General features: G+C 62.2%; 21 protein-coding genes, 2 tRNA genes and 2 rRNA genes (1 of these 25 running past the window's edge). 12 read left to right on the forward strand and 13 right to left on the reverse strand.

Annotated elements, in window-relative coordinates; genetic code table 11:
- The 4 genes from MSIL_RS09035 to MSIL_RS09050 all read right to left on the reverse strand — a co-directional run.
- Window positions 1–885 (reverse strand): 23S ribosomal RNA (locus MSIL_RS09035); it reaches 1,988 nt to the left of the window's first position.
- Between the two features lie 524 nt (window positions 886–1,409).
- Window positions 1,410–1,485: transfer RNA gene (locus MSIL_RS09040), tRNA-Ala, on the reverse strand.
- A gap of 262 nt (window positions 1,486–1,747) precedes the next feature.
- Window positions 1,748–1,824 (reverse strand) — tRNA-Ile (locus MSIL_RS09045).
- Window positions 1,825–2,063: 239 nt separating this feature from the next.
- Window positions 2,064–3,550: ribosomal RNA gene (locus MSIL_RS09050) — 16S ribosomal RNA — on the reverse strand.
- The 16S and 23S rRNA genes sit together here with 2 tRNA genes alongside, the layout of an rRNA operon.
- Before the next feature lie 1,085 nt (window positions 3,551–4,635).
- Here MSIL_RS09050 and MSIL_RS09055 point away from each other — a divergent pair.
- Window positions 4,636–4,926 (forward strand): hypothetical protein, encoded by a 291-nt coding sequence (locus tag MSIL_RS09055; protein ID WP_012590791.1) that lies wholly within the window; start codon window positions 4,636–4,638, stop codon window positions 4,924–4,926.
- Window positions 4,927–4,961: 35 nt separating this feature from the next.
- Here the strand turns inward: MSIL_RS09055 and MSIL_RS09060 are convergent, their stop codons facing one another.
- On the reverse strand, window positions 4,962–6,071 hold the full coding sequence (locus MSIL_RS09060; protein WP_012590792.1) for an extracellular solute-binding protein: 1,110 nt from the start codon (window positions 6,069–6,071) through the stop codon (window positions 4,962–4,964).
- Between the two features lie 272 nt (window positions 6,072–6,343).
- Between MSIL_RS09060 and MSIL_RS09065 the strand changes: the two genes are divergently transcribed.
- From MSIL_RS09065 to cysN, 4 genes are all read left to right on the forward strand, one after another.
- Window positions 6,344–6,778: a GlcG/HbpS family heme-binding protein gene (locus MSIL_RS09065; protein ID WP_012590793.1), complete on the forward strand. Its 435-nt coding sequence runs from the start codon at window positions 6,344–6,346 to the stop codon at window positions 6,776–6,778.
- A gap of 16 nt (window positions 6,779–6,794) precedes the next feature.
- Window positions 6,795–7,349 (forward strand): bifunctional adenosylcobinamide kinase/adenosylcobinamide-phosphate guanylyltransferase, encoded by a 555-nt coding sequence (gene cobU / locus MSIL_RS09070; protein ID WP_012590794.1) that lies wholly within the window; start codon window positions 6,795–6,797, stop codon window positions 7,347–7,349.
- A 106-nt stretch (window positions 7,350–7,455) separates the two neighbouring features.
- A complete protein-coding gene (gene cysD / locus MSIL_RS09075; protein ID WP_012590795.1) occupies window positions 7,456–8,364 on the forward strand; it encodes a sulfate adenylyltransferase subunit CysD in 909 nt (302 codons plus the stop codon).
- Window positions 8,364–10,307, forward strand: a complete 1,944-nt coding sequence (gene cysN / locus MSIL_RS09080; protein ID WP_012590796.1) for a sulfate adenylyltransferase subunit CysN — start codon at window positions 8,364–8,366, stop codon at window positions 10,305–10,307. Before cysD ends, cysN begins: the two co-directional genes overlap by 1 nt.
- Window positions 10,308–10,402: 95 nt before the next feature.
- Here cysN and MSIL_RS09085 read toward each other — a convergent pair whose 3' ends face one another.
- The 5 genes from MSIL_RS09085 to MSIL_RS09105 all read right to left on the reverse strand — a co-directional run bounded on the left by MSIL_RS09085 (window position 10,403) and on the right by MSIL_RS09105 (window position 15,941).
- Window positions 10,403–10,654 (reverse strand): hypothetical protein, encoded by a 252-nt coding sequence (locus MSIL_RS09085; RefSeq protein WP_012590797.1) that lies wholly within the window; start codon window positions 10,652–10,654, stop codon window positions 10,403–10,405.
- A 117-nt stretch (window positions 10,655–10,771) separates the two neighbouring features.
- The gene (locus tag MSIL_RS09090) at window positions 10,772–11,812 is read right to left on the reverse strand and encodes a nickel/cobalt transporter (protein ID WP_012590798.1); all 1,041 of its coding nucleotides are present in this window, start codon (window positions 11,810–11,812) and stop codon (window positions 10,772–10,774) included.
- A 7-nt stretch (window positions 11,813–11,819) separates the two neighbouring features.
- Window positions 11,820–12,455 (reverse strand): DUF1007 family protein, encoded by a 636-nt coding sequence (locus MSIL_RS09095; protein WP_012590799.1) that lies wholly within the window; start codon window positions 12,453–12,455, stop codon window positions 11,820–11,822.
- 136 nt (window positions 12,456–12,591) lie between these two features.
- Window positions 12,592–14,172 (reverse strand): sulfite reductase subunit alpha, encoded by a 1,581-nt coding sequence (locus tag MSIL_RS09100; protein ID WP_012590800.1) that lies wholly within the window; start codon window positions 14,170–14,172, stop codon window positions 12,592–12,594.
- Window positions 14,169–15,941, reverse strand: a complete 1,773-nt coding sequence (locus tag MSIL_RS09105) for a NirA family protein (RefSeq protein WP_012590801.1) — start codon at window positions 15,939–15,941, stop codon at window positions 14,169–14,171. The genes MSIL_RS09100 and MSIL_RS09105 overlap by 4 nt, the downstream gene beginning before the upstream one ends.
- A 208-nt stretch (window positions 15,942–16,149) precedes the next feature.
- Here MSIL_RS09105 and ykgO point away from each other — a divergent pair, with 208 nt between their 5' ends.
- Window positions 16,150–16,275, forward strand: coding sequence for a type B 50S ribosomal protein L36 (gene ykgO / locus MSIL_RS09110; protein WP_012590802.1), 126 nt, complete (start codon window positions 16,150–16,152; stop codon window positions 16,273–16,275).
- A gap of 188 nt (window positions 16,276–16,463) precedes the next feature.
- A complete protein-coding gene (locus tag MSIL_RS20130) occupies window positions 16,464–17,270 on the forward strand; it encodes a tetratricopeptide repeat protein (protein WP_049768133.1) in 807 nt (268 codons plus the stop codon).
- 40 nt (window positions 17,271–17,310) lie between these two features.
- Here the strand turns inward: MSIL_RS20130 and MSIL_RS09120 are convergent, their stop codons facing one another.
- The 3 genes from MSIL_RS09120 to MSIL_RS09130 all read right to left on the reverse strand — a co-directional run bounded on the left by MSIL_RS09120 (window position 17,311) and on the right by MSIL_RS09130 (window position 20,888).
- On the reverse strand, window positions 17,311–17,883 hold the full coding sequence (locus tag MSIL_RS09120; protein WP_012590804.1) for a L,D-transpeptidase: 573 nt from the start codon (window positions 17,881–17,883) through the stop codon (window positions 17,311–17,313).
- A gap of 226 nt (window positions 17,884–18,109) precedes the next feature.
- Window positions 18,110–19,282, reverse strand: a complete 1,173-nt coding sequence (locus MSIL_RS09125; protein WP_012590805.1) for an alpha/beta hydrolase — start codon at window positions 19,280–19,282, stop codon at window positions 18,110–18,112.
- A gap of 190 nt (window positions 19,283–19,472) precedes the next feature.
- Window positions 19,473–20,888 (reverse strand): sodium:proton antiporter, encoded by a 1,416-nt coding sequence (locus MSIL_RS09130; RefSeq protein ID WP_012590806.1) that lies wholly within the window; start codon window positions 20,886–20,888, stop codon window positions 19,473–19,475.
- Between the two features lie 171 nt (window positions 20,889–21,059).
- Between MSIL_RS09130 and MSIL_RS09135 the strand changes: the two genes are divergently transcribed.
- The 5 genes from MSIL_RS09135 to MSIL_RS09155 all read left to right on the forward strand — a co-directional run bounded on the left by MSIL_RS09135 (window position 21,060) and on the right by MSIL_RS09155 (window position 25,335).
- Window positions 21,060–21,713, forward strand: a complete 654-nt coding sequence (locus tag MSIL_RS09135; RefSeq protein WP_012590807.1) for a MarC family protein — start codon at window positions 21,060–21,062, stop codon at window positions 21,711–21,713.
- A 157-nt stretch (window positions 21,714–21,870) separates the two neighbouring features.
- On the forward strand, window positions 21,871–23,532 hold the full coding sequence (locus MSIL_RS09140; protein ID WP_012590808.1) for a Na/Pi cotransporter family protein: 1,662 nt from the start codon (window positions 21,871–21,873) through the stop codon (window positions 23,530–23,532).
- A gap of 123 nt (window positions 23,533–23,655) precedes the next feature.
- Window positions 23,656–23,979: a TonB-dependent receptor gene (locus MSIL_RS09145; protein WP_041367820.1), complete on the forward strand. Its 324-nt coding sequence runs from the start codon at window positions 23,656–23,658 to the stop codon at window positions 23,977–23,979.
- 144 nt (window positions 23,980–24,123) lie between these two features.
- Complete coding sequence (gene pgl, locus MSIL_RS09150) at window positions 24,124–24,846, forward strand: 6-phosphogluconolactonase (protein WP_012590809.1); 723 nt, start codon at window positions 24,124–24,126, stop codon at window positions 24,844–24,846.
- 228 nt (window positions 24,847–25,074) lie between these two features.
- Window positions 25,075–25,335, forward strand: coding sequence for a hypothetical protein (locus tag MSIL_RS09155; RefSeq protein ID WP_012590810.1), 261 nt, complete (start codon window positions 25,075–25,077; stop codon window positions 25,333–25,335).
- The last annotated feature ends 268 nt before the right edge of the window (window positions 25,336–25,603 follow it).

Raw genomic sequence — 25,603 nt, forward strand, 5'->3', positions numbered from 1 at the left:
TAACCACAAGTCATCGGAGTCTTTTTCAACAGACACCCGTTCGGTCCTCCAGTGCGTGTTACCGCACCTTCAACCTGCTCATGGCTAGATCACTAGGTTTCGGGTCTAATCCGACGAACTGAACGCCCTATTAAGACTCGCTTTCGCTGCGCCTGCGCCTATCGGCTTAAGCTCGCTCGTCAGATTAAGTCGCTGACCCATTATACAAAAGGTACGTAGTCACCCAGAACGGATCTTGGGCTCCTACTGTTTGTAAGTATCCGGTTTCAGGGACTATTTCACTCCCCTCGTCGGGGTGCTTTTCACCTTTCCCTCACGGTACTAGTTCGCTATCGGTCGCTGAGGAGTACTTAGGCTTGGAGAGTGGTCTCCCCATGTTCAGACAGGATTTCACGTGTCCCGCCCTACTCAAGTCTTCTGCATCTCGAAATCCGTACGGGGCTCTCACCCACTAAGGCCCGATTTTCCAATCGGTTCCGGTTAAAAATACAGAAGCGCTGGCCTGGTCCGCGTTCGCTCGCCACTACTAACGGAGTCTCGTTGATGTCCTTTCCTCCGGGTACTTAGATGTTTCAGTTCCCCGGGTTAGCCTTTGTTTCCTATGTATTCAGAAACAAATACCTTCTTTTGACCTCTGCTAATCCAAAAGCCGAGCCTTTGGGCAAACCGCGCATCAGCGCGGGCCGCCCAGCTCGAATCCCTTCCGATGCTGTGCGCATCGAAACAGAACCTTTGGAATAACAGAGATCGAAGGTGGGTTTCCCCATTCGGAAATTCACGGATCAAAGCCTGTTCGCGGCTCCCCATGACTTATCGCAGCGTACCACGTCCTTCTTCGCCTCTCAGCGCCAAGGCATCCACCGGATACTCTTAAGACACTTGATCGCTCTCATTATCGACGCCCACCGCCAATCGTCTACAGCGCATGATTTATCCGGAAAATCGGCAAATTTTCCAGATCATGCGCCAGCAGCAAGATCCCCGAAGGGATCAAAGGGCGCGATCTTGATATTAAAGACCAGTTTGCTTCAAACGCACCCGGGAGCGAAGCGGTCAAGCTCGCTCACTGACTGTACGCCCGGCTCAAAAACCAGCCGCAAGATCAGGCCATCAGACCCTTGCAGACCAGCGTCTCTTGCGAGACGCCAGATCAAGGATCCTGGCGCGATCATGCGGCGGCTCGAAAGCCGACCGGATGCATTTCCTCTTCACGATGTAAATCAAACCCGCCCAAACCGGACGCCGCAAACCCAAAGGGCTGCGCGACGCGCGGAAGGAGCGAAACTTTTCTCTGGACGAACCTTATCGCCGCGATCTCGACCCGCGTTGCGGGGAGACCTGCAGCAGTGGCTGCAGCGGGATCTTGCGGGAAAGCCTGGCTTCGGCACAGCCGCCGGATCCCCAAAATCTGGTGGAGCCAGACGGGATCGAACCGACGACCTCATGCTTGCAAAGCACGCGCTCTCCCAACTGAGCTATGGCCCCTTAGTCTTGCGCTCCGCGCGAGACTAAGGGTTTTTTCCTTAGCCTCAGACGCCGGCGCGGGCGTCCGCCCGCTTAGGCTTTTCGCGCCATCAGGCGCGGCGGCCGGTCGGCCTTGCGGCGCTGCGCGCCGGGAGGCGCATGACAGAATTGGCGCCGATGCTCGATCAACGTCACTTGCAACATCGTTTGCGCCACAAAACCGAAGGTTTTGCTAGGAGCGAACGCGACGCCGAGCTGATGCGAGGGATTTGCTTAACAAGAATGGTGGGCCTGGGAAGACTTGAACTTCCGACCTCACGCTTATCAAGCGCGCGCTCTAACCAACTGAGCTACAAGCCCAAAGCCTGTTCTCCAAGCCTGTTCGCGCGCCAAGGCGCTAGACCTTGCGCAAGAACCATTGCGCAGGCGCGCGCCCGGCCCAAGGCCGAACGAGGCTTAGAGCCCGCGCGGGCTCGTCCTGGAAGAAAGAGAAACGAAGGCGGCGAAGTCCCGCATAATCGGCCCTGATTTAGGCCGTGTGTTCTGAAGAGATCCAATAGCGCCAAACGAATGTCAGGCGACTTGAGGATCATCCTTAGAAAGGAGGTGATCCAGCCGCAGGTTCCCCTACGGCTACCTTGTTACGACTTCACCCCAGTCGCTGACCCTACCGTGGTCGCCTCTCTCCTTGCGGTTAAGAAAACGCCTTCGGGTAGAACCAACTCCCATGGTGTGACGGGCGGTGTGTACAAGGCCCGGGAACGTATTCACCGTAGCGTTCTGATCTACGATTACTAGCGATTCCACCTTCATGCGCTCGAGTTGCAGAGCGCAATCCGAACTGAGACGGCTTTTTGAGATTTGCGAGGGGTCGCCCCTTAGCATCCCACTGTCACCGCCATTGTAGCACGTGTGTAGCCCAGCCCGTAAGGGCCATGAGGACTTGACGTCATCCCCACCTTCCTCTCGGCTTATCACCGGCAGTCCCCCTAGAGTGCCCAACTAAATGATGGCAACTAAGGGCGAGGGTTGCGCTCGTTGCGGGACTTAACCCAACATCTCACGACACGAGCTGACGACAGCCATGCAGCACCTGTGTTCCGGCCAGCCTAACTGAAGGAATCCATCTCTGGAAACCAAACCGGACATGTCAAGAGCTGGTAAGGTTCTGCGCGTTGCTTCGAATTAAACCACATGCTCCACCGCTTGTGCGGGCCCCCGTCAATTCCTTTGAGTTTTAATCTTGCGACCGTACTCCCCAGGCGGGATGCTTAAAGCGTTAACTGCGCCACTAAGCAGCAAGCTGCCTAACGGCTAGCATCCATCGTTTACGGCGTGGACTACCAGGGTATCTAATCCTGTTTGCTCCCCACGCTTTCGCACCTCAGCGTCAGTACCGGGCCAGTGAGCCGCCTTCGCCACTGGTGTTCTTGCGAATATCTACGAATTTCACCTCTACACTCGCAGTTCCGCTCACCTCTCCCGGACTCGAGATCCCCAGTATCAAAGGCAGTTCCGAGGTTGAGCCCCGGGATTTCACCCCTGACTTAAAGATCCGCCTACGTGCGCTTTACGCCCAGTAAATCCGAACAACGCTAGCCCCCTTCGTATTACCGCGGCTGCTGGCACGAAGTTAGCCGGGGCTTATTCTCCTGGTACCGTCATTATCTTCCCAGGTAAAAGAGCTTTACAACCCTAAGGCCTTCATCACTCACGCGGCATGGCTGGATCAGGCTTGCGCCCATTGTCCAATATTCCCCACTGCTGCCTCCCGTAGGAGTTTGGGCCGTGTCTCAGTCCCAATGTGGCTGATCATCCTCTCAGACCAGCTACTGATCGTCGCCTTGGTGGGCCATTACCCCGCCAACTAGCTAATCAGACGCGGGCCAATCCTTCGGCGATAAATCTTTCCCCCAAAGGGCGTATCCGGTATTAGCTCAAGTTTCCCTGAGTTGTTCCGAACCGAAGGGTATGTTCCCACGTGTTACTCACCCGTCTGCCACTCTGTATTGCTACAGCGTTCGACTTGCATGTGTTAGGCCTGCCGCCAGCGTTCGTTCTGAGCCAGGATCAAACTCTCAAGTTGTAGATGAGAATTTGTCACCCGGCTGGTCACTTTATACTCGACAATCCAGTCGCCTCACGGCGAAGGATCGTCTTTTGACGAGTCCCAAGCACATCTGTCCGCCGATCCATCAAAGGCAAAGCCCCCAAAAGACCGCAAGACACGATGAACTTGATAACGTGACCGCCAGAGTTATCTCATTGGGCGCCGCCATAAGCCGAGAAGGAAACCCTCCCGACAAACGCGCGCGCCCCGCAAGGACCCCGCCGTCCACGTTTCTCTTTCTTCCGATTCAATTGTCAAACAGCAGATCTTCGCCGCAAGGCCCGATCATGAAAACCGCCCGAAGGCGCCATCCCTGACCACCGGCCCCACGCGACCGCAAACGATCATTAGATCATAAAAGACCCAATGAGCGCAAGAAGGCCGCCGCCAATAGATCAAGAAGCAAGGCCAGATCCCAAGCCCAAATCCGCGCCCCGCCTCGCAAATACGGCCCCGCTCGCGCAGCAGCCCCATCCGCCAATGAAGACCGCAAGGCCTTCATCCCAGCGACGCAACCCCCAAAGACCGAAGCCTCAAAAGAACCGCATCGCCAAAGCCGGAAACCAGATCAGGTCAGACAGACCCAAAACGCAGACAACGCTAACCGCCCCGGTCGTAACCCAGACCAGGGAAGCAAAACCCGAGACTGTCCCGAGAAACGAAATCCGCGCCCGCCACATAAGCAGCGCCGCTCCCAATGAAGGGCTTATATGGCGACCCCCAATCGCTTGTCAACACGGCCTCTCGGGAAAAAATGACGCCCGCCGCCCCAAGACGGCCAAACGACGGCGGCGGCGATCGCGATTTGAGCGAAAAATGAGCCGCTTGCTCGCTTTCATCCCCATTATCCCCCGGCTCTATATTGCGGTGCCGTCTGAACGGATGAGCGCCCCCACATCCGCCCGGCCTGCCGTTCTTCCGCTCGCCCAAAACACCAAAAATTGCCGGCGCGCCGCCGCCTTCGTGCATTGCTTTCGCTCTGGCGATGGATCAGCTTGACGGTGGGGTCAAATCGCCGCCCCAAAGCAGCTGGCAAAAAGCTGCCCAATCGGAGGAACAACATGTCCGGGGCAATCATCAGTTTCCTTATCCAGGTTATCGCCGGCGGCGCTGGCGGAAATCTTTTGTCGAAGTTCAAGGACTTCGGCTTAGGCCAGGTCGGCAGCACGATCAGCGGCGCGATTGGCGGCGGCCTCGGCGGCCAGCTTCTCTCGGCGCTCATTCCGGCGCTCTCGGGCGCCGGCGGCGTCGACATCGGAGTCCTGCTCGGGCAAGCGGTCGGCGGCGGCGTCAGCGGCGCAATAGTCACAGCCATCGTCGGGCTGATCAGGACGCAATTCGCCAAGGTTTGAAACTGCGGCGGCATGTCGAACCGCTCTGGCCGTTCTTACGGATATTTCCCCGTCTTCACTCTCGCCCACTCGCGCGCAATGAACTTTTGCGTCGCCGCGTCGGGATTGGGCGCGGAGAAGAGGCGCCCCATCAGGTCGGGGTCCGGATAGATCGCTTTATTGCCGGCGATGTCCTTGGCGATCCATGGCCGTGAGGCGGGCACGCTATTGGCCAGATTGGTGGCGTTGGTGTTGCGCGCGGCGATCTCCGGCCGCAGCATAAAATTAATGAAAGCGAGAGCCGCCTCTGGATGCGGCGCTGATAGCGGGATCGCCAGAGCGTCGATCGACATGAGGGCGCCTTCCTTCGGAAGGGCGTAGCCGATGTCGACGCCGTTTTCGGCCTCGCGCGCCCGCGCCCGCGCTTGCAGGCTGGCGAGGCTCGATCCCACAGCGAGGCAAATCTCGCCATTGGCGAGCCCCGCGGCATAATCCGAATCGCCGAATTTACCGATCGTCCGCCGCATGGCGCTGAGGAAATCGCCGGCCCGCCTTAGCTCGGCCTCGTTCCGCGACGCCGGATTGAGGCGCAAATAGCGCAACGCCACCGGAAAGAGCTCGCTCGGGCTATCCGAGATTGAGACGCCGCAATCGGCAAAGGCCGAAAGCCGCTCAGGTCGAAACGCAACATCCCATGAGGCGGGATCGAAGGCGGCCGGCCCTCCCGCGGCGCGGGCTTTATCCACGTCGAAGGCGAGGCCGTTGGTGAACCAAAGATAGGGGACCCCATATTGATTGCCCGGATCGAACACGGCGAGCCGCGCCGCCACCTCCGGCGCCACGCCCTGCGCATAGGAGAGCTTCGCCTTGTCGAGCTTGCGCAGACCGCCTCCCGCGATGAGGGCCTGCAGCGAGGGGCCAGGCGCGACGGCGACGTCGTAATCCGTCTTGCCGCGCAGTTTGGCCTCGAGCGTTTGCGTCGACGAATAGACGTCATAGGCGATGACGATTCCGGTTTCGGCGGTAAATTCCTCGAGCGCTTTCGGGTCAAAATAGTCGCCCCAGCTCAAGAGATTGAGCCGCTGCGGCTCGGCCGCCGCGGAGGGAGCGGCCCAAGCGGCGCAAAGAGCCAAGGCGAGACAGGCGGCGCGCAGATAAAATTCCATCAAAGACGGCCTCATTTCGCCCGATCCAATGCCTGCCACACGTCGCCTCGAGATTTTCGCGGGAATGCTAAGGCATGACGATCCCGAAGGGAATCGGATTGCCCGTCTGCCTCAGCCGCAAAGGCGCCCGGCTGAAACGAAGCCAGGCTTCGTCGCCCGCATCTAGCTTTGCCAGCGAGCAACCGCTATCTCAAAGACGTCCGAGATAAAGCCGCGCTTCACGGCGCGGGGTCTGCGGGCAGGCGCAACGAGATCTTTCAAAGAGGCATCCCATGCACGTCACGATCGCCCACGCCGAAGCCGCCATCGAGGCGGCGCGCAAGAAGGCCGTCGAAACCAAGACGCAAATGTGCATCGCGGTCGTCGATTCGGGCGCCAATCTCAAGGCGTTCTATCGCATGGACGACGCCTGGGTCGGCAGCATCGACATTTCGATCAAGAAGGCCAAGACCGCGCTCTATTTCGGCATGCCGACCGGCGCGATCGGACAGCTTTCGCAGCCCGGCGGGTCTCTGTTCGGCATCGAGCATTCGAACGACGGGCTGATCACCTTTCCGGGCGGACTGCCGATCGTCGATGAGGAAGGCGTGCTCGTCGGCGCTATCGGGGTGAGCGGCAGTTCGGTCGAAAACGACAATATCGTCGCGCAGGCGGGCGTCGCCGTGCTCGGCGTCAGCGAACTGCCCGACCATCCCTGGCGCACCTGAAGCCGGCCCCTCGCCCATGACGCCGACCGAGCCGCCGACGAGAAGCCTACTCGTTCTCGGCGGCGCCCGGTCCGGCAAGAGCCGCTATGCGCAAAAACTCGCGGAAAGCTCGGGCGCGCGGCCGGTCATCATCGCCACCGCCGAGGCCCATGACGCGGAAATGCGGGCGCGCATCGCCCGGCACGCCGCCGAGCGCGGGCCAGGCTGGACGCTGGTGGAAGAGCCGATCGCTCTCGTCGCCGCGCTGCTGCGGGAGGCCCGCCCCGGCCGGATCGTTCTCATCGACTGCGCCACGCTGTGGCTGAGCAACCTCTTGCTGCGGGACGCCGACTGCGCGGCGGCGACAGCCGAACTCGCCGCAAGCCTCGCCCGCCTCGAAGGACCGTGCATTTTCGTGTCAAATGAGGTGGGCGGCGGAATCGTCCCCGAAAATGCGCTCGCCCGCGCCTTCCGCGACGCGCAAGGGACGCTTAATCAGGCGCTCGCCGAAGCTTGCGGCGCCGTGGTGCAGATTTGCGCCGGTCTGCCGCTGCAGCTCAAGCCCGGCGTTGCGCCCCGGTTGCGTTTTTGACGGCGGCTGATCGTCGCGCGTCGCGCCGTCCCGTTTGCAAAAGCGGGCGCCGCCTTATATTGACATCATCAAAGACGTAAATTCCAATGTATCACAGGATACACACGTGAAATCTGCCCTCTCCCCCCATCTGCGCCGTCTCGAAGCCGAGGCGATCTTTATCATGCGCGAGGTGGCGGCGGAATTCGAACGGCCGGTGATGCTCTATTCGATCGGCAAGGATTCGGGCGTCATGCTGCATGTCGCCCAGAAAGCATTCTTCCCCGCGAAGCCGCCTTTCCCGCTGCTTCACGTCGACACGACGTGGAAGTTCCAGGAAATGATTGCGTTCCGCGACCAGATGGCCGCTCGGGTCGGCATGGACCTGCTTGTCCATATTAACGAAGACGGCGTCCGGCGCGGCGTGTCGCCCGTCGCCTCCGGTTCATCGGTGCATACGCAGGTGATGAAGACGGAGGGGCTGCGCCAGGCGCTCGACAAATGGAAATTCGACGCAGCATTCGGCGGCGCGCGCCGCGACGAGGAAAAAAGCCGCGCCAAGGAGCGCATTTTCTCGCATCGCTCCGCGGCCCACGCCTGGGATCCGCGCAACCAGCGCCCGGAACTGTGGAACATCTTCAACACCAGAATTAAACCGGGCGAGTCCATGCGGGTCTTTCCTCTGTCGAACTGGACCGAGATCGACGTGTGGGACTATATCGCCGCCGAAGGGGTGCCGATCGTTCCCCTTTATCTTGCCAAGGAGCGCCCCGTGGTCGAGCGCGGCGGAGCGCTGATCATGGTCGACGACGACCGGCTGCCGCTGCTGCCTGGCGAAACGCCGCGCATGGAAAAGGTCCGCTTTCGCACCCTCGGCTGCTATCCGCTGACCGGCGCGATGCGCTCCGAGGCTTCGACGCTGCCCGAGATTCTCGCGGAGATGCGCGCCTCCACCATGTCGGAGCGCGAAGGACGGTTGATCGATCACGATGAATCGGGATCCATGGAGAAGAAGAAGCGCGAGGGATATTTCTGATGCTGGAATCGGTCGCCGCCGCGTCGTCGGGCGGACTGTCGGCGCAAGCGGAGCCGTCTGACGCCGCGCCGCCGCCAACCTTGCGGCTGATCACTTGCGGCTCCGTCGATGACGGCAAGTCGACGCTGATCGGACGCCTGCTGTTTGAACAGAGCCTCATCTTCGACGATCAGTTCGCCGCTCTCGAGCGGGACTCGAAGCGGCACGGCACGACCGGCGACGACATCGACTTCGCCCTTCTCGTCGACGGCCTCGAGGCCGAACGCGAGCAGGGCATCACCATCGACGTCGCCTATCGCTATGTCTCGACGCCGCGCCGCGCCTTCATCATCGCCGACACCCCCGGCCATGAGCAATATACGCGCAACATGGCGACCGCCGCCTCAAGCGCCAGCCTCGCCATTCTGCTCGTCGACGCCCGCAAGGGGCTGCTCACCCAGACCTGCCGTCACGCCGCCATCGTCTCGCTAATCGGCATCAAACATGTCGTGCTGGCCGTGAACAAGATCGACCTCACCGGCTTCGACGAGGCGGGGTTCCACAAGATCGTCGCCGACTTCAAGGCTTTCGCCGCGACGCTCGGCTTCGCCTCGATCACGCCGATCCCGATCTCCGCCCGCCATGGCGACAATGTCTCGGAAAAAAGCTCCAACACGCCTTGGCACAAGGGGCCGGCGCTGCTCTCCTTCCTCGAGACAGTCGACGTCGAGGAAGACCAGAGCGCAAAACCGTTCCGCTTTCCCGTGCAATGGGTGAACCGGCCCCATCTCGACTTTCGCGGCTTCGCCGGGACGATCGCCAGCGGTTCGGTGCGGCCGGGCGATGAAATCGTCGTCGCCGGTTCCGGCAAGATCTCGAAGGTCGCGCGCATCGTCGCCGCCGACGGCGATCTTGCCAGCGCCGGCGCGGGCGAGGCCGTCACCCTGACGCTTGAAGACGAACTCGACATCGCGCGCGGCGATCTTCTCTCCGACGCCAAAAGCCGGCCGGAGGTGTCCGATCAATTCGCCGCCCATCTCATCTGGATGAGCGAAGACAAGCTCATGCCCGGCCGCTCCTATCTCTTGAAGAGCGGCGCGAAAACCGTTCCCGTCACGGTGACGGAGCTGAAGCACCGCATCGACGTCAACACGCTCGGCGAGCTCCCGGCGCGCACCCTGAGCCTTAACGAAGTCGGCGTCTGCAATCTGGCGACAGCGACGCCGATCGCCTTCGACCCTTACACAGACAATCACACCACCGGTTCGTTCATTCTGATCGACCGCGCGACCAACGCCACCGCGGCCGCCGGCCTGATCTCTTTTGGCCTGCGCCGCGCCACCAATATTCATCGGCATGGGCTCAGCATCGGCAAGCTCGACCGCGCGCGGCTGAACAATCAGAAGCCGGCGGTGTTGTGGTTCACGGGGCTTTCGGGCTCGGGCAAATCCACCATCTCCAATCTCGTCGAGTCCTGGCTTTATGCGCATGGCATGCGCACCATCCTGCTCGACGGCGACAATATCCGCCACGGGCTCAACAAGAATCTCGGCTTCACTGAGGTCGACCGCGTCGAAAATATCCGCCGCGTCGGGGAGGTCGCCAAGTTGATGACGGATGCGGGACTTATCGTCCTTTGCTCCTTCATCTCGCCGTTCAACGCCGAACGCCAACTTGTGCGCGATTTGCTGGACGACGGCGAATTCTTGGAGATTTTCGTCGACACACCGATCGAGGATTGCATCGCGCGCGACCCGAAGGGCCTCTACAAAAAGGCGCTCGCCGGCGAGATCAAGAATTTCACCGGCGTCGATCAGCGCTATGAGGCGCCGCAAAATCCCGAAATGATCGTCGCCCGTGACGGCCAGACGCCGCAACAGGCCGCGGCCGCCATCGTCAAGGAGCTAATCCGGCGCGGCTTCATCGACAGCTTCGCTGATCCGGGAGACGATTTCTCGATCTGAGTTTTCGGACAGCCAACGCTGGCGCAAGCGTTTTGGCTGGCGCCGGAAATGTCCGGCGCCAGCCAATGGATGCGATGATCAGTCAGATCAGAGATTTAGTTCGAGAAATTGCCCGAGCCTTCGGGATGAACCGGATCCTGGCCGAGGCCGACGCGGCCGCGGGTGCCGGAGAGGTCATATTCGATGCGGTCGGCGCGCGAAGACGCAATCGGACGACCGTCGCCCTGATAAAGGCCATAGTAATCTTTGGGCGTCGGCAAGTCGTGAGTCCCGGCGGCGGCGGCGCCAATCGAACCAATCATCAGAGCGGCGGCAAGAACAGCGGCATATTTGTTTGAATTACGCATTTTAGTCTCCAACAGGTTGTGAACTCTGCTGGGGCTTAATTTGCGCTTTTTGGCTCCGCACACTAGGCGGCGATTTTGCAATACATTGATAGCGGGAATGGAATAAATAACGCCCCGTTAACCACCGAAACTCTCGCCGGAAAGCGTGGCCGCCAGCATCGCTATGCCGAAAACCAGCACGGCGAAGGCCGCGGCGGCCTCGAACAGCCGCCCGGCGAACATCCCGCGCCAGCTATCCGGGCCAAGAAGACGCGCCGCCGTCTTCTTCGTGAACACGGCTGACGCCGCCAGCGCGCCGGTGGTGATTGCGACGCCGAGCGACATGGCGAACACCGCGCCGACGCCAGCCAGAAACACGCCTTGCGCCGAGGCGAAGACCAACACCAGGATTGCGCCGGAACAGGGCCGCGAGCCGGCCGCAGCGACCGTCAGCAACGCCTTCTTCCATGAAAACCCATCGCCGAGTTCGTCTGGGTTGAGACCGTGGACATGGCCGCAATCGGCCGTGTGGATATGCGGTCCCTCTTCCGCGACGAAATGGCCGGAGGAAAAGCCGGCCGGCTGCAGCGGCCCAAAGGCCGCCAGCGCCTCGCGCGTCGGCGCCTGCCGCCAGGCGGCGTAGAGCGCCCGGCCCTTGGCGAGCGTCAGCACGGCGCCGAGAAGCGCGACGCCCGTGAAACTGGCGATTTCGATCCAATTGGCGGCGGCTGTCATATGTTTGGCCGTCGTCCCCACGGCAAGGAACGCGATGGCGACCAGCGCCACCGCGACAACGCCCTGGAGCAGCGCCGCCGCCAGTGAGATCACGAGGCCGCGGTAGAACTGCCTTTCGTCGGCGACCATATAGGCGGCGATCACCGCCTTGCCGTGGCCGGGTCCGGCGGCATGAAATACGCCATAGCCAAAACTCAGCGCCGCGAGCATAAAACCGTTCGAGCCGCCCGATTTGATCGCCCGCACGGCGCCTGACAGCAGCCGGTAGAACCAGCTCTCCTGCGCCAAAATCCATCCGGAAAATCCGGTCGCGCTCGCCGCGCCTTCATTGACGCCGACCGCAAAGGGGTGATGCACGCCCTGCGCGAAGGCAGGCTCCGCCGCGAGCAGCGCGAGGGAAGCGAGAAGCAGGATCCAACAGGAGCGGTTTGAGGAAAATTTCAACGCGGCCTCACGGACAGGCGACCACGACGGACGAGGCGAGTTTTACGCCGAAATCGCTTCCCGGCGACAGGCCGCTGAAAAAGGATTCGGTCAGCTTCTTCGATTCATCGTCCGCCAGCTTTTTGGCGCCAGCGATATTGGTCGAGCATCCCTTCGGCGCATTGACGAAGCTGACGGGATTTTGCTTGTCGAGTTCGAAGGCGACGAAATAGGTCGGGTCATAGACCTGAAACGAAAAGATCTTCGGCGCGATCGGCTGCTTCAGGGGCATGGTGAAGCGCAATTCGACGAGCTTGTCCGGCCGCTCCTCGAGCGAATAATCGGTCGGCTCAAGGAACTCCAGCTTCACGCCCTTGACCTTGGCATGGGTGAAATAATCGAATTCGGCGAGATCCTCGACATTGCTTTTCGCCAGCGGGGCAAGGTCCGCCTTGGTCAAAAGCGCGCCCTTCTTGCCGGCGCCCTCGGTCACGAAGGCCGAATACATTTCGTCAAAAACCCAGACGTGGCGGATCGCGACGATCTCGCCGGCGGGGCTAAAAACCACGCTCTCCTGCCCATTGATCCAGACATGGGGGTGGGCGCTCGCGGGGCTGGCGGCCGCTATGAAAAGCGCAATCGAAACCAAAAAACGCCCGCGCATCCGCGCCCCATCCAAGACCCCGCGCAAACAGCGCTTGCGACCTTATGAGGCGCAAAGTCTGGCAAAAGAGCGGCGCCAAAGTATGATGCCGGAAAGTTGCGGGCGGCGGACCCGGCGCCTGCCTGAGGGCCAGGGCTTAATAAACATCCGCCTGATAGCGCCCTGCCTTCTTCAGCTCGGCGACAAAAGCTTGCGCGGCTTTCTGGTCGATCCCCTTCGCCTCGGCGACGATATCCATCATGGCGCGCTCGACGTCGGCGGCCATGCGCTTGGCGTCACCGCAGATGTAGAAATGGGCGCCTTTTTCGAGCCATTCCCACAGGCTCAAAGCCTCCTCGCGCATCTTGTCCTGCACATAGGTTTTTGTCTCGCCATCGCGCGACCAGGCTAGCGACAGTTTGGTCAGCGCGCCGTTGGCCAAAAAGCCAGTCAGCTCCTCCTCATAGAAAAAATCGGCCGCGCGGCGCTGATGGCCGAAGAACAGCCAGGCGCCGCCCGTCGCCTTGGTCTCGCAGCGTTCATGCAGGAAGGCGCGGAACGGCGCGACGCCGGTGCCGGGTCCGACCATGATGATTGGCGTCTCCCCGCTCGAAGGCAGCGCAAAATTATGGGCGCGCTGAATATAGGCCTTGAAACTCGCGCCAGGCTGGATGCGCTCCCCCAACCAGCTCGAGGCGACGCCGCGCCGCACGCGATCCTTGATCAGATAGCGCACATGATCGACCGTGAGCGACAGCCTGTGCGGATCGACTTTCGGCGAGGATGAAATGGAATAGAGCCGCGGCTGCAGCGGCTCGAGGCTTTCGACGAAAGCTTCCGGGTCCGGGTGGATGCCGGGAAATTTTTGAAGCGCCGCGAGAACGTCGAGCGTTGAGGCGTCGCCCTCCGGATCCTCGCCCTTGGCGAGGCTGCGCGCGAGCTTCCGCCGCTCGCCGCCGACAATATAGGAGATGAGCTCGAACAGAGCGTCCGGGGCGGAATGCAGCGCCAGATCATGGATCAGCGCCTCGCGCAGCGTGCCCTCGCCGATGGGGAAGTCGGCTGGCGCGCGAATGGCGGCGAGAATCTGATCGACCAGCTCCGGATCATTGGCCGGGAACACCCCAAAACTGTCGCCGACCGTGTAGTCGAGGCCGCTCTCCGAAAGATCGAATTCGATGTGATAGGTGGATTTTTCTGAATCTTCCTTGTTGAGCCGGGCGCGGGAGAGGAACCGCGCCATGACCGGGTTTTCCCGCGCATAACCAAGCGGCTTTGACGATTTTGGCAGAGCAGCCGGAGCAGCGGCCGCGGCTGGGGCAGCCTCCCCGCCGGCTCCCTCGACCAGCGATTTCACCATGCGCGCGGTCGGCTTTTCACCGGGCGCGCAAAGGTTCAGGCGCTTTTCCTCGCCGCTGGCGATGGCGGCGGCGTATTTCTGGCAATCATAGCCGCACTGGCCGCAATCCTGCTGCGCCATGGCGGCCATCAGTTTCAGGGGCAGCGGCTTGTCTTCGGCGAGCTTCATGCGCTCCGCGAGCGGCAGCGACGGATCGTGCCAGGTGATCTCGTCTTCCGCTTGCGCGGGCGGCGACGCCGGGGCGCCTTGCGCCGCGGCAATGTCAGGGGCGATCAGGCCGGCGATAAAGCCGTTGAGCCAGGCGCGCTGCTCCTGCGAAAAGGGCGCATTGTCCGGAATCAGGGGAGCCGAAATCGGCGGCGCTTCATGCAGGCTCATGCGACGCCCTTTACCATCGATTGCAGATCTTCAAGCGAGCGGCTCGCGGTGAAATGCTGGAAGCTCTGGTCCGGCGACGCGCGCTCGGCGAGATAGGCCTTGAGCAGGCTTTCGACAAGTTGCGGCGCATCGCTCGCCTTGACGTTCGTCACAAGCTCGCGGCCGATGGCGCCGTCCGCGCCATAGCCGCCGCCGACGAAGACGTTGAAGCCGTCGACCGTTTCGCTCTCTTCATTGTCGGGATCCTCAGCGACGCGCGCGCCGATCAGCCCGATGTCGCCAATATAATGCTGCGCGCAGGAATTATGGCAGCCAGTGACATGGATATTGACGGGTTGGTCCAGCTCCACCCGCGGCTCGCAATAGGCGGCTATGGCTTGCGCGGCCCCCTTGGTGTCGGCGGCGGCGAGGCGGCAGCCCTTCGACCCGGTGCAGGCGATGAGGCCCGCGCGAAGACTGGAGGCGCGCCATTCGAGACCTGCCGCCTCGATGCGGGATTTCGCCTCATCGAGCTTGTCCTCGGTGATGCCGGGAAGCAGTAAATTCTGCCAGACGGTCAGCCGGATTTCGCCATCGCCGCAGCCGCTCGCGATGGCGGCGACCTCACGCATCTGGTCGCTGGTCAGTTTTCCGACCGGCAGAACGAGGCCGATATAAGAGAGGCCCGGCTGGCGCTGCGGATGAACGCCGATATGGGCCTGCCGGTCCTGCGCCGGACGCGGGGCGATATGACTCTCATCGATCCGCGCCAAAGGATGACCGAGCTTTTCCTCGACGAGTTTTAGGAAAGCGTCGAAGCCCATCTCGTCGAGCACATATTTCAGCCGCGCCTTGTTGCGGTCGGCGCGATTGCCGCGATCGATGAACACGAGGACGATGGCGTTGGCGATCTTCGCCGCCTCCGCCGGATCGAGCACGACGCCGGTCGGACGCGCGAGATCCTTGTGACCGCTGATGCCGCCGAGAAGCAGGCGGAAATAGACGCCGGCCGGAACGCTCGCGCTCGGGAGAACCTCCACCGCCTGGAAGCCGATGTCATTGGTGTCCTCAAGCGTCGCAATGGCCCCGCCGCCATCGAAGGCGACATTGAATTTTCGCGGCAATCCGCTCATGACGCGTTCGTTCTGCACATGGAAGTGCCATTCGCGCGCATAGGGACGCGTGTCGAGCAGCTCGGTGACGCCAAAGCCCGCAGTGGCGTCGCCGGTGACGTTGCGGATATTGTCCGCCCCCGAATGACGCGAGGAAAGGCCGATATCCTGGATCGCCTCGACGACGTTTGTCGCGTGCCGCGCCGGGATCTCGCGCAGCTGGAGATTGGCCCGCGTCGTCACATGGCTGAAGCCCCCGGCGAAGCGGTCGGCAACGTCCGAGAGCGCGGCCAGTTGCCAATGCGTCACCACCCCGTTGGGGATGCGCAGCCGGCACATATAGGCGTCCTGATTGGGCGCGACATAGAAGAGCCCATAGTAGCGCCAGCGGAAATTGTCCGGGGGTTTGGGGAATTCGTCGCGGCGGGCCTGTTCCTTCAGCCGGTGAAAGGCGTCGAAAGGGTGTTCTTCGCGCTTCCATTTTTCCTGATCGGCGAGCTTCCTGCCCTGCGCCTCCTGCCGCGCCATGGCGGCGAGGTGGGGCGCGTCCGGGCCGCTCGGCGCCGCCGCCCCCGGCGCGCCAGTCGGATTGAGCGAGCGCCCCGCACGCGCGATCTGCAGGCCCGAGGCGAAGCCTTCGAGATAACGCTTTTGCTCTGGAGAAAAATCGCCGCTCACGCAAATCTCCGTTGGAACGAACCCTGGAGGAAAAATTCCGCGCAAACGCCGTGCCAGCCGGTCTTGTACGGTCCCTGAGAGCGGCGGGGGCTTGGTCTCTGCGGTTTGGCTCTGCGCGGGGTTGATCTCCCGCCGCCGATGAGGCATAGACACGCTCATCTTGTTCGAACCGGCTGCAACGCCGGTCGTTTTCGTTTGGATTGGTCCGATGAAAGTCCGTAATTCTCTGAAATCGCTGCGCGGGCGTCATCGCGACAATCAGCTGGTCCGCCGCAAGGGCCGCGTCTATATCATCAACAAGACGCAGAAGCGCTACAAGGCCCGTCAAGGCTAAGCATCTGATTATGAAGGCTTTCATGTCTTTGTAAATTGGCGTCGATGAAGGCGGTGTTCACAAAGGCGCGCGGCGGGTCCGCGCGCTTTGACGTTTTGGCGAAGGCGCATTAGCCTGCGCCAATGGTTGAACGGGCCTTTCCCCTGGTAATTGCGGCGCTCGCCGCGACTTTATCATTGACGAGTGTCATGGCCGCCGAAGACGGCGCGCCGTTCCGGCAGCAATGGCCGGGCGGCCTGCCGGACGGTTGGCGCGTCCTCGGCGATGACGAACCGACTCCCGGCGGACCATCGGTCGATCGGCCGGGCGCGTTTGACTTCCGCCGCGACGGCGCGACCCTTTCGCCGCAGGGGCGGCCCTTTGGCGGCGGCGCAGGCGGCCTCCCGAGCGGCGGCGCGGCCAGACCTCATGATCCCGCCAAGGATGAGGCCGCCCTCAAGGCGGCGAAGGAGAAGGCCCGCGCCGAAGAGCTCAAGAAGGCCCTTGCGCCGAAGCCCGAGCCCGCGGTCTTGCGCCAACGGACCCTCGACGATCTGTTCAAGCGTCTTGGCGTGGCCGCCGAGCCGCAAGAGGCGCAGCTCTATGCGGCGGCGATCCAGCGGATCTGGATGCAAACCCCATCGGACACGGCCGCCTTGATCATGCAGCGGGCGATGGCGTCGGTGGAGGCCAAGAATTACACGCAGGCGCTGACATTGCTTGACCGGCTGGTGGCGATCGCGCCGGCCTGGGCGGAGGCGTGGAACGAGCGCGCGACGGTCCGCTTCATGAGCGAAGACGCCGACGGCGCCATGGCCGACATCGACAAGGTGCTGCGGCTCGAGCCGCGCCACTTCGGCGCCTTGATGGGGATGGGCGTGATCCTGCAGCGCGCCGGACTGGACAAGCGCGCGCTGGAGGCGTTCGAGAAAGCGCTCGCGGTCTATCCTGCGCAGCCCGGCCTCAAGGAATCGGTCGAAAAACTATCGCTGGACGTCAACGGCCGCGATATCTAGCGCATTCAAGGGTCCGGCCTCAGGGCAAAGCGCCGCGGCGTCAATTCCAGCCGTCCCATTCATTGTGGCCCATCCAGGAATCCATGATGCGCTGCGCGCGGAAGCCACGCGTGGAATAATAGGCTTCGGCCACTTTCGCGCGGTCATGGCGGGACTGCGCGTGGCGCCCGCCCTCCCCGCGCCGCGCCGCATAAACGGGCGCGGAGCCGCGGATTTTGATGTCGGCGCCCTGTCCCTTCACCAGAGCGAAAAGCAGCGCGGCGTTGCCGGGCGCAAGGCGAACGCAGCCATGCGAGGCCGGCCGGCCAAGGTCGCCCGTGGCATAGGTGCCGTGGATCGCATAGCCGCCGGCGAAAAAGATCGAATGGGGCATCGGCGACATGTGGTATTTGCGGGAGTAATGCATGCGCTCGAGGCGCTGCGCGCGATAGCTTCCGCGCGGCGTCGCATAGCCCGACCGGGCGGTTGAAATCGGCCAGACATAATCGGCGCCGTCGCCATTGACCCGCATGGTCTGAGAACTGAGATCGACATCGATTTTGACGCGCGCTTGCGCCGCGCCAGCGCAGATAGAGCCACAGAGTAGAGCCCAGACGCCGATCATCCGTCGCATGTTCAATCTCCCATCAGGCGCTTGCAGCAAGCTCTTGGCGCCATTGAGAGAATGGTGTCACGTCGTTGAATAAGGCAAGACCCGAGCAGAAATATGGCGGAAAAGAGGCGGTGCGCATGGGCGCAACGGCTTCTTTTGCGGCTGCGGCTCGACGAGAGCGGGAAAAGAGCGCGCTGGCTCAACCGCTGAGCGGCGCTCGGCCCTCAATGACCGAGCGCCTCACGGGTCACCAGCCGCGTTGTTCGCCATCCAGCCTGTTGTCGTGAAGCCATTTTCCGAGCAAGCCGGCGATCTGTTTATTGTTCAGATCCGACATCGCGAAATGCGTATTGCCCTTGATCCCGATGTCGGGAAGATGGGTCATATGCGCATGGCCGCCGTATTTATTGACGAGGTCCACGAATTTCTGCGCCATGGTGTAGCGCCCTTGCCAGACCTCGAGATCTGGATATTTCGACGGCGGCTGCCCGGTAATCGGGAAATTGTCGCCCCAGATGATTTCGATCGGGATTTTCGTCAGCTTCAGGAAACTGGAAAGCGGGATCGGCGTGCCGGTGATCGGACCCAATGGGCCTGAGTCAATCGGCGGCGGAACCTGTCCTTCCGGAAACACCTGGGTCACCGGCTCATAGGCGTAAACGCCGCGAACATTGCTGCTCTTGGTCGCCGTGATCCACCCAAGAACCCCGCCTGCGGAGTGCGTCAGCAACACGGCGGGCCCGATCTGATTGAACATTGCGGCGACGGGATCGGTCGCCTGATCGTTGGTCGTCGTCGCGGTGTCTGGCGTCTGCTGCCGCCACCATTGGTTCAAAGCTTCGGGGTCATGCGAGAACTGCACATTGGGGAAGTAGTTCGGCCAGAGGCCAAGACGAAAGCGGATGAAGATTCCCTGCTCTCCCGTCGGTCCGGGTCCGGGAACGGCGGCGATCGTTCCGTTCGTCGTCGCGCGTCCGGCGTTTCCGCGGCGCGGCTGATCGATTAGATAGGTGGTATAGCGCTGGCGCAGGAAGATGTTCTGGAAGCCGTCTCTGCCGTCCGGCGTCGTCTCCCATGTCTTGGTGAACTGTCCGCCGCCGTGCCACATCACCAGCGGATAGCGCCGCGCGTTGAGCGGAACCTGATATTGGGCATAGGCATGGTCGCCGTGAATCGTCTGCCCGTCCGGGGTCAGGGCGATCGGATCGAATGTACCGGGATTGGTGACAACCGCGCCGCCCGGCATAAAGCTTCCCTGCGTCTTCAGCACGATCGGCAAATCATCGGAATCGAACAAGCCTCCCGCGAAGCCCGCGACGGGGACAAGCCCGAGGGCGAAAAGAGAGCCGAGCAGCAGCCTGCTTTTGGAAAGACGGCGCGCACGAAATGCGACGCGGACGAACGGGCCAGTTCGTTTCATTCGTATCCCCCCTTTTATCTTTCCGTCACCTTGATCCTGTGACGCGATCGGGAGGATTAGGACTTCGCAGCGGCTCGATCTTCCATGATCTTCCGCTTTTTATAATAATATGGATTTGGCGGCTGCTTCGCCTGACCATTTGGATTGCCGCTTTTTACGATCATACGGCCTTGTCTGCTTTGGCGATTCTTTACGCCAGAAACAGAAACGTAATGAGCGCGAACAGCGGCAGCAGGATTGCGCCCGACCATAGCAAATAGGGAAAGAAGCCCGGCATTTTGACGCCGGCGTTGCGGGCGATGGCGTAGACCATGAAATTCGGCGCATTGCCGATATAGCTGACCGCGCCCATGAACACGGCGCCGAGCGAAATCGCCGCAAGCGTCGAGGCGAGCGGCCCCATCAGCTTTGCGGGATCGCCGCCGGCGAGCTCGAAAAAGACGAGATAGGTCGGCGCGTTGTCGAGGAATGAAGACAGAAGGCCCGTCGCCCAGAAATAGACCGGATTGTTCGGCGAGCCGTCGGCATGTTCGAGCAAGGCGATGACCACGCCGAACGGGCCCTCCTTGCCGGCCTTCAGCATCGCCATGACGGGGATGATGCAAATGAAGATGCCCGCAAAAAGATAGGCGACCTCGCGAATCGGCTCCCAGTCGAAGCCGTTCGCCTCCCGCGTCGACTTGTTGGTCAGCGCCAGCGAGGCGAGCGCGACGGCGACCATCACCGCCTCGCGCACAATATTCTGAAGCTCGATTCGCGTGCCGAGCACGTCGACGCCAAGGCCGGGGCGCCAAAGTCCGCTGAGGACGATGGCGCAGATGGCGATTGCGATCAGGCCGACATTGACGAGGCCCGAAGCCTTGACCGCGAAGGGCGGACGCGGGCCTGCATCGGGCGTCTCCTGCCGGAGAAAATAGCTGTCGACGACGAAGAACGCCGCGAGCAGCGCGCTGACGGCGAACAGGGTTTCAGGCCACAGATGTTTTGCCGTCCAGAAGAAATCGACGCCGTGCAGAAAGCCCAGAAACAGCGGCGGATCGCCGAGCGGCGTCAGCGCGCCGCCAATGTTCGACACAAGGAAGATGAAGAACACCAGCACATGGGCATTATACGGGCGCCCCGCGTTGGCGCGGATCAGCGGCCGCACCAGAATCATCGAGGCGCCTGTGGTGCCGATCAGGCTGGCGCAGACCGAGCCGATCGCCAGGATCGCGCAATTGATCGCCGGCGTCGCCTTGATCGCGCTGTCGATCGCAATGCCGCCCGCCGCCGTGAACAGGGCGAACAGCATCAGGATGAAGGGAATATATTCGAGCGCCATATTGTGGACGAAGGCCGCCGCAGTCGCGTCAAGGCCGACGATTGCGATCAGGCCGCCAAGGGTCAGCATCGCCCAAACGGCGGCCGCCTTCTCGTAATGGATATGCCACCATTCCTTGACGAAAAGCGGCCCAAGCGCGATCGACATCAGGATGCCGACGAAGGGCAGCCCAAGCTGCCACGGCAGTTTCGAGCCGTCGAGCGCCTCCGCGGCGGCGGCCGGCGAGGCTATCAGACCGGCGGCCACCACCGCCAAGGCAAAAGTCCCGCGTTTCGATCCGATCATCCGCCCTCCAGCAGGACCGCCGCGAGGCGGCTGCGTCGCAAAGCTTTCTGCGAAGAGCTTTAGGGCGCGCGGGACGGCCTCGCAAGCATCCGGCAACGCCCGCGCCCTTGCCGGAGGCCCGTCCGCGTGGCAAGACCCGCCGGCCCGCCGATGCGGAGCCGGAGCCAACGCATGACCAAGGAATGGGCGCTTTTCCTCAGCACCTTCGCGACGCTGCTTGCGATCATCAATCCGTTCGAGGCGCTGCCGATCTTTCTGATGCTGCTCGAAGGCAAGGATCTGTCGGAGCATCGCAGGGTGGCCGCGCGCGCCACGCTCTACGCGACCCTGCTGTTGTTCTTCTTCCTGATCTTCGGCTCCCTGATCATGCAGCTGTTCGGCGTGCCGCTGAGCATGGTCCGCATCGTCGGCGGCATCATCCTGGTGAAGATTGGCTTCGAGCTGTTTTCGCCCTCGCCGAACGGCGGCTCGATCATCCCGGACGCCTCCAGCAAGACCGCCAATTTCGCCTTCGTGCCGCTCGCCTTGCCGATCATGTGCGGCCCCGGCGCCATCGCGACGGTTCTTGGCATGCAGTCGGAGATCAAGGAGGCGCCGGAGCATATCGGGCGGTTCGCGGCGACCTCCCTTGCGATTCTATGCGCGATGTTCGTCACCTATCTATGTCTCGCCTACGCCGGCAAGCTGGTCGACAAGCTCGGCCCCATGGGCATTGACGCGACGACCCGCATCGTCGGTTTTTTCGTCTCCGCTATGGGCGTCGGTCTTGTGTTCAATGGCGTGCTCCAGGGCTTGCACGAACATGGGCTGATCGCGCCGCCGTGAGGCTGTTCCCACGCGGAGCGCCAAAACCTTGATCCTGCTGGATCATTGTGAGAGTCTGAGCGTTCCCTCAAAGAGCGGAAAGCCGCCAAAGAGGTTTCCTAAAAAACCATCCGAAAGGAGCGTGGCGCAAAGCCCGTCGCCATAAGGCCGCGCAGACATGGATTTCCCGGTTACCCTCGTCAGCCTCGCCGGAGCGGTCGCGCTTCTTCTGTGGGGCACGCATATGGTCCAGACCGGCGTCCAGCGCGCCTTCGGACCCAAACTGCGCGCGGCTCTCGGCGCTGCGCTGAAAAACCGACTCCTGGCTTTTTTCGCTGGCATGGGCGTCACGGCGGCTGTGCAGAGCAGCACCGCGACCGGGCTGATGGCGGCCGGGTTCGTCGCCGGCGGGTTCGTCGATCTCGTCCCGGCCCTCGCCGTCATGCTCGGCGCCAATGTCGGCACGACCCTGATCGTGCAGCTGTTCTCTTTTGACGTTTCGGCCTTCTCGCCCGCGCTGGTCCTCGTCGGCGTCATGATGTTTCGCCGCGGCTCCAATCCCGTGACGCATGATCTTGGGCGCGTCTTCATCGGCTTCGGGCTGATGCTCCTCGCGCTGCATCAATTGCTGGAGCTCACGGCTCCCTATGAGGATGCGCCGAGCCTGCGGCTGCTTCTCGGCGCCGTTTCGACCGTCCCGCTCCTTGCCGTGCTGCTGACCGCCGCCGCGACCTTTGCGATGCATTCGAGCGTCGCCGTCGTGCTCCTGGTCATGTCTTTGGCCGCGCGCGGCGTCGTCCCGCCGGAAGCGGCTTTCGCCATGATTCTCGGCGCCAATCTCGGGACGGCGATCAATCCGGTGCTTGAGGGGCCGTCGGGAAACGATCCCTCCCTGCGTCGTCTGCCCGTCGGAAATTTGCTCAATCGGGCGATCGGCGTCGCCATCGGGCTGGCGCTGCTCCACCCCATCAGCGTGCTGATGGTGACGTTGGAACCCGACAACGCCCGAGCGGCGGCGAACTTCCACACTTTTTTCAATCTGGCGCTCGCGGCTGTCTTTTTTCCCCTGCTGACGCCCTATGCCGCGCTGCTGAGGCGGCTGATGCCGACGCGCATCGATCCCGCCGATCCCTCGCGGCCGCTTTATCTCGACAATTCCGCGCGCGAAACGCCGATCGTGGCGCTCGGCGCCGCCGCCCGCGAAGCGCTCCGGCTCGTCGACGCGCTGGAGGCGATGCTCAATGGCGCGATCGACGCGCTGGTGCAAGGCGACCGCAAGCAGATCGCGGGAATGAAGCGGCTCGACGACATTCTTGACCGGCTCAACACAGCCATCAAGGCCTATCTGGCGACGCTCGATCATGACGAGCTCAGCCAGACCGATCATCGCCGGATGGCCGAGATCCTCGCCTTTGCGACCAATATGGAGCAGGCAGGCGACGTCGTGGACCGCAGCCTGCTGCCTCACGCCGCAAAGCGGGCCAAGCGGGGCCTCTCCCTGCCGAAGGCGAGCGAGGCCGAGATCAAGACTCTGATGGATCGGCTCATCGCCAATCTGCGCGCCGCCGCCGCTTTGCTGATGACGGAAGATCCGCGCGCCGCGCGCCTGCTCGCCGCCGAAAAAGCCGCCTTCCGCGACGCCGAAAGCGCGGCGACGCGGGCGCATTTCGAGGATATGCGCATGGGCCGCCTCGGCGCCATCGAAACCAGCGCGCTTTACCTCGATCTGCTGCGCGACATGAAGCTCATCAACAGCCACATCGTCGCGGCCGCCGCCTATCCGGTGCTGGAGCGGACCGGCGACCTGTTGCCAAGCCGGCTCGCGACAAACGGCGACTAGACCCCGATCATTTTGATCTAGTCGCGCTCCGCTTGTGCTGCCGGCGCCACGGCGCCGGCGAAATCGGCTTGTAGACGCCCGGCGGCGTTGCGGAACGGTCCGACGCCACCTATCCGTTGAAGCATGCCGACGGTCCTGCGCACCGTTCTCTCCTATCAGCGGCCGGACGGGCTTTATATCGCGCCCTCGCTCGACTGGACGCCGGTCGGAGGATTCGCCGACTATGCCAATACGGTTCGCACGCCCGGCTACGCCCTTTTGGGATTGCAAGCCGGGATGAAGCTGCCACAGGGGTTTTCGGTCTATGTCGACGCGCGCAATCTGACCGACCAGCGCTATATCAGCGACGTCGCCGCCGTCATCAATGCGAGCTCTCCCGCCAATCAGCAAATCTATTATCCGGGCGACGGGCGCGCGATTTTTGTGGGCGCGCGCCTGACCTTCTAAACAAATAAAGGCTTGGAGATAGCTGTTCAGGCTTGAACGGCTCATGCTGCGGAGGGCGGCTGAGAAATTGCCTGCCCTTTCCGGCGCCGCGGCGCTCCATCTGCTTGCCCCCAACCCCGAACCCCGATCAGGAAACGCCCATTCATGAAGCCCGCCCCTGAGATCGACGTCGCGGCGAGCGCGGAAGAGCTCGCCGCCCGCGCAGCCGCCTGGATCGCCGCGAAGATCGCAGCGGCGCCAAAGCGGATCGCGCTCAATCTGTCCGGCGGCTCGACGCCGAAGGAGGTTTTTCGGCTGCTCGCCGCGGAGCCTTTGCGCAGCGCCATCGACTGGAGCAAGGTCGAAATCTTCTGGGGCGACGAGCGCTTCGTGCCGCTCGATCATGCGATGAGCAATTTTCGCATGACCTCTGAAACCCTGCTCTCGCATGTGCCGGTTCCGCCTGGCCAGATCCATCCCGTTCCGGTCGACGCCGCCTCGCCGGAAAAGGCCGCGGCGCTTTACGACGGGACGCTGCGCGAATTTTATGGCGCCCCGACGCTCGATCTCGCCCGGCCGCTGTTCGACGTCACTTTGCTTGGGCTTGGGGCCGACGGCCATACCGCGTCGCTGTTTCCGGGAACGCCGGCTTTGGAGATTCGCGACGCGCTCGTCAGCGCAGTCGTTGGCGCGACGCCAGAGCCGCGCATCACCATGACCTATCCGGCTCTGGCGTCGAGCGCCGAGATCGCATTCCTCGTTTCGGGCGAGGCCAAGAGAGAGATCCTGCGGCGCGTGCTCGCCAATGACGCCGCGCTTCCCGCCTCCCGCATCGAGACCGCCGGCGCGCTGCGGATATTCGCCGATCGCGCGGCCTTCGGCGGCTAAGGCATTTCCGGAAAGAAGCATCTTTTTGGCAAGCAAATGCGTTGAGGTAGCGAGATGAAGCTATCTCGATCTGTAAATTCTGAAATCGCTCCGGATTGCCGGTCCGTGCCGAGGCGCCAAACCTTCTGCAACAATGTGCGCGGCCGCACATCCGATCTGGGTAGACGGTGATCAGACGGGTCGCGGCGCTGGCTTGAGCCGCAAAAAGATAAGGGTCCAGGTTCGTTCATGCATCAAAGACATAACGCATTTTTTCTGGCCGGCGCCCTGGCTGTCGCGACGATCGGCGCGGCGGGGCCAGCGCGTTGCTCCGGATACAGCGATCCCTTGTTTGATGCGCTCGCCTGGCCGCCGTTCAGACCTGCAGTCCGGCAGCAAAAAGCGGCAAAAACTGTCGAGTTCAACGCGGCGCGCTTTCAGGATCGGCCGCGCATGAGCTGCGCCTCGATCGCCTGCCCCGGGATCATCATTCTCGGCGTGGGCTTTTAAGCCGCAGTGCGTAAATCGGCTTGACGCCTCGATTTGCAAAAAATTGCGGCGCCGCTCTTTAGCAAATGCAATGTATAATGGTGCGTCGCAGTATTCTTCGCCAGAACACAAAGTTTTTGATCACGAAACCTTTGGCGGGGCTGTTGCGTTGGCGGTTTAAGTTGAAGATGACAGTCATTGGCGCGCTTCCAGGCGCCAAAATATAGGCCGCGTCATTCGAAAACGTTGTTTACTGCGCCGCAGCATAAAAATCTTTCGTCCAATAACG

This window comes from Methylocella silvestris BL2 (genome assembly GCF_000021745.1).
GTDB classification, from domain to species: Bacteria; Pseudomonadota; Alphaproteobacteria; order Rhizobiales; family Beijerinckiaceae; genus Methylocapsa; species Methylocapsa silvestris.

Excerpts from the sequence above, each read along its gene's own strand:
- MSIL_RS09055 (WP_012590791.1), top strand. The coding sequence starts at position 4,636 with ATGTCCGGGGCAATCATCAGTTTCCTTATCCAGGTTATCGCCGGCGGC.
- MSIL_RS09060 (WP_012590792.1), bottom strand. The coding sequence starts at position 6,071 with ATGGAATTTTATCTGCGCGCCGCCTGTCTCGCCTTGGCTCTTTGCGCC.
- MSIL_RS09065 (WP_012590793.1), top strand. The coding sequence starts at position 6,344 with ATGCACGTCACGATCGCCCACGCCGAAGCCGCCATCGAGGCGGCGCGC.
- cobU (WP_012590794.1), top strand. The coding sequence starts at position 6,795 with ATGACGCCGACCGAGCCGCCGACGAGAAGCCTACTCGTTCTCGGCGGC.
- cysN (WP_012590796.1), top strand. The coding sequence starts at position 8,364 with ATGCTGGAATCGGTCGCCGCCGCGTCGTCGGGCGGACTGTCGGCGCAA.
- MSIL_RS09085 (WP_012590797.1), bottom strand. The coding sequence starts at position 10,654 with ATGCGTAATTCAAACAAATATGCCGCTGTTCTTGCCGCCGCTCTGATG.
- MSIL_RS09095 (WP_012590799.1), bottom strand. The coding sequence starts at position 12,455 with ATGCGCGGGCGTTTTTTGGTTTCGATTGCGCTTTTCATAGCGGCCGCC.
- MSIL_RS09100 (WP_012590800.1), bottom strand. The coding sequence starts at position 14,172 with ATGAGCCTGCATGAAGCGCCGCCGATTTCGGCTCCCCTGATTCCGGAC.
- ykgO (WP_012590802.1), top strand. The coding sequence starts at position 16,150 with ATGAAAGTCCGTAATTCTCTGAAATCGCTGCGCGGGCGTCATCGCGAC.
- MSIL_RS20130 (WP_049768133.1), top strand. The coding sequence starts at position 16,464 with ATGGCCGCCGAAGACGGCGCGCCGTTCCGGCAGCAATGGCCGGGCGGC.
- MSIL_RS09120 (WP_012590804.1), bottom strand. The coding sequence starts at position 17,883 with ATGCGACGGATGATCGGCGTCTGGGCTCTACTCTGTGGCTCTATCTGC.
- MSIL_RS09125 (WP_012590805.1), bottom strand. The coding sequence starts at position 19,282 with ATGAAACGAACTGGCCCGTTCGTCCGCGTCGCATTTCGTGCGCGCCGT.
- MSIL_RS09130 (WP_012590806.1), bottom strand. The coding sequence starts at position 20,888 with ATGATCGGATCGAAACGCGGGACTTTTGCCTTGGCGGTGGTGGCCGCC.
- MSIL_RS09135 (WP_012590807.1), top strand. The coding sequence starts at position 21,060 with ATGACCAAGGAATGGGCGCTTTTCCTCAGCACCTTCGCGACGCTGCTT.
- MSIL_RS09140 (WP_012590808.1), top strand. The coding sequence starts at position 21,871 with ATGGATTTCCCGGTTACCCTCGTCAGCCTCGCCGGAGCGGTCGCGCTT.
- MSIL_RS09145 (WP_041367820.1), top strand. The coding sequence starts at position 23,656 with ATGCCGACGGTCCTGCGCACCGTTCTCTCCTATCAGCGGCCGGACGGG.
- pgl (WP_012590809.1), top strand. The coding sequence starts at position 24,124 with ATGAAGCCCGCCCCTGAGATCGACGTCGCGGCGAGCGCGGAAGAGCTC.
- MSIL_RS09155 (WP_012590810.1), top strand. The coding sequence starts at position 25,075 with ATGCATCAAAGACATAACGCATTTTTTCTGGCCGGCGCCCTGGCTGTC.